At 63.2% G+C, this 2,820-nt stretch carries 3 protein-coding genes; all 3 read right to left on the reverse strand.

The features are described 5' to 3' along the window. A partial coding sequence (locus KDH09_04370) for an aminotransferase class V-fold PLP-dependent enzyme (GenBank protein MCB0218906.1) occupies positions 1 to 935 on the reverse strand: 935 nt, incomplete at its 3' end. Continuing rightward, positions 932 to 2,296, reverse strand: coding sequence for an aminomethyl-transferring glycine dehydrogenase subunit GcvPA (gene gcvPA, locus KDH09_04375; protein ID MCB0218907.1), 1,365 nt, complete (start codon positions 2,294 to 2,296; stop codon positions 932 to 934). The genes KDH09_04370 and gcvPA, both read right to left, overlap by 4 nt. 42 nt (positions 2,297 to 2,338) lie before the next feature. Further along, entirely contained in the window at positions 2,339 to 2,722 is a 384-nt protein-coding gene (gcvH, locus tag KDH09_04380; GenBank protein ID MCB0218908.1) for a glycine cleavage system protein GcvH, read from the reverse strand. Positions 2,723 to 2,820: the final 98 nt, after the last annotated feature.

Here is a 2,820-nt window from a genome sequence, read left to right on the forward strand (position 1 = left end):
TCGGACACGACGAGCGCGCCGCTTCCCGGCCCGCCGCCGCCATGCGGCGTCGAGTAGGTCTTGTGCAGGTTGATCTGTGAGACGTCCACGCCCATCTTTCCGAAGGACGCCTGTCCCATCAGCGCGTTGAGATTCGCGCCGTCGCAATAGAACCGCGCGTCCACGGCGTCGAGCGCCTTGGCGATTTTCGCGACGTCACGCTCGAACAGGCCCACAGTGTTGGGATTGGTCAACATGATCGCGGCGACTTCGTCGTCGATCAGGTCCTTCACATCGTCGTAGTGCAGAATGCCGCTCTCGCGCGCCTTCACCTCGACCACCTTGTAACCGCACAGGGCGGCGGTCGCCGGGTTCGTGCCGTGGGCGCTGTTGGGAATGATGACCTTGGTCTTCTTGTTCCCCTTCGCCTCGTGATAGGCGCGAATCATCATCATGCCGGTGAGCTCGCCGTGGGCGCCCGCGGCGGGCTCCAGCGTGCACGAATGCATTCCGGTAATTTTGATGAGCAGTTCCTGAAGCTCGTAGAGAATCCCCAGCGCGCCCTGGGCGAAGACTTCGGGCGTGTAGGGATGGCCGCCCGCAATGCCCGGCAGGCCGGCGATGAGCTCATGCACCTTGGGATTGTATTTCATGGTGCACGAGCCGAGCGGGAAGAAGCCCGCATCAATGCAGTAGTTCCAGCCCGCAAGGCGCGTGAAGTGGCGGATCACGTCGAACTCGGTGAGCTCAGGCATTCCGCTGAGCTCGTCGCGAATGAGATGGCTTTCGAGGCCCGACGTGCCGAAATCGGCTTCGGGAAGCGCCTCGTCCGAGGGAAGCGAGTAGCCCTCGCGGCCGGGGGCGCCGCGTTCAAAGAGCAGGGATTCCTCAAGTGCCAGTCCGACGGTGCCAGGGATGCGGCGCGCGCGATCTTTTGAAGGTCCGGCTTTGCTCATCGGGCAGCCTCCTTGAGCGCTACGGCCAGTTTATCGATCTCGGTTGTGCTGCGCATCTCGGTCGCGCAAACAAGCAGCGATTTCTCGAATCCCGCGCCCAGCAGGCGCCCGAGCGCGACGCCTGGCACGATTTTCTGCTCGCCCAGTTTGGCGACGATCGCGTCGGCGCCCTTGGGACAGTCGAGCACAAATTCGTTGTAGGTCACGCCGGAAAAGCGCACCGAATAACCATCGAGCGCACCGAGCTTTTCTTTCGCATATTGCGTGGCGGCGTAGTTGCGGCGGGCCAGGTCCTTCAGCCCCTTCTTGCCGAAGAGCGAGAGCCAGACGGTCGCCCAGAGCGCGCACAGTTGCTGCGAAGTGCAGATGTTGCTGGTGGCGCGCTCGCGGCGAATGTGCTGCTCGCGCGTGGCAAGCGTGAGCACGAAGCCGCGCCTTCCCTGCGTGTCGACGGTTTCCCCAACGACGCGGCCGGGAAGCTGGCGAACGTCGGACATTTTGCAGGCGAAAAGTCCCACACCCGGGCCGCCCCAGCTCATGGGAAGCCCCCAGGCCTGCCCCTCGCCGCAAACAATGTCGGCGCCGAAATCGCCTGGCGCGCTGAGAAGTCCGAGACTCGTCGCCTCGGCAAAGCAGGCAATGAACTTGCCCCCCGCGCTGTGGGCCAGCTCGGCGCCGGCCTTCCAGTCTTCGATCACACCCAGAAAATTGGGCGACTGCATCACGATACCGGCAAAATCATCGCCCGCCTCGGCAATGGCGGCCTTCAGTGCGGCGGTGTCGGTTCGGCCGCTTTTTTCGTCGAAGGGCACGACGACGATCTTGAGCTCGGGCGGCTCGCAATAGGTGCGCACCACTTCCAGGTATTCGGGATGGAGCGCTCCGGAGACGATAAAGGTCTTGCGCTTGTGCTTGAGCACACGTGCCACCATGAGCACGGCCTCTGCCGTGGCAGTGGCGCCGTCATACATGGAGGAGTTGGCGACCTCCATGCCCGTGAGCATCGTGACAAAGGACTGGAATTCGAATGCGGCCTGCAGCGTGCCCTGCGCCATCTCGGGCTGATAGGGGGTGTAGGCCGTGGCGAATTCGCCGCGAGTAACGATGGGCGCAATGGCCGCGGGGATGAAGTGCTCGTAGCAACCGGCCCCGGCGAAGTTCACCAGGCCGGCGGGCAGCGCATCGGAGAGCTCGCCCATGTGGTCGAGCAGGTCTTTCTCCGAAAGCCCCTTGCCGATGGGGAGCAGCTCGCGCACCCGCAGTTCATCGGGAATCTGTTTGAGCAGCTCTTCCATGCTGGAAACGCCGATGGCATCGAGCATGAATTTGCGATCGTCGTCGCTCAGAGGGATATAGCGCACGGTGTTGGAGCACTCCCCGGAGTGGATACGGGCCGTGGGCCCTTATTCTTCAATCAGCGCTTTGTAGTCTTCCGGGCTCAGCAGGGTGTCCTGCTCACCGGGGGCGGAAAGCTCGATCTCGATCATCCAGCCTTCGCCATAGGGATCTTCATTGAGGGTCTCGGGCGCCTCGGCCAGCGTCTCGTTGACGGCGACCACCTCCCCCGAGAGCGGGGCGAAGAGATCGGAGACGGCCTTGACCGACTCGACCGTACCAAAGGGCTTGTCCTGCTCGAGCTCATCGCCCTCTTCGGGAAGCTCGACAAAGACGACGTCCCCCAGCTCCGAAGCGGCATGGGCGGTAATCCCGATGCGCGCGCGCGTGCCGTTGATGCGGCACCATTCATGTTCCTTGGTATAGAGCAGGTTCTCGGGAATCTCACTCATTGCGGGGGACTCTCTCTCAAACTCGGCCCACGGGCTTGGAAACCGGGCCGGTCTTTCGCGCGCCCTCTCGGGCGGCATTCGCGATAAGTAGGTGGGAA

It is taken from the genome of Chrysiogenia bacterium, assembly GCA_020434085.1.
Classification (GTDB): domain Bacteria; phylum JAGRBM01; class JAGRBM01; order JAGRBM01; family JAGRBM01; genus JAGRBM01.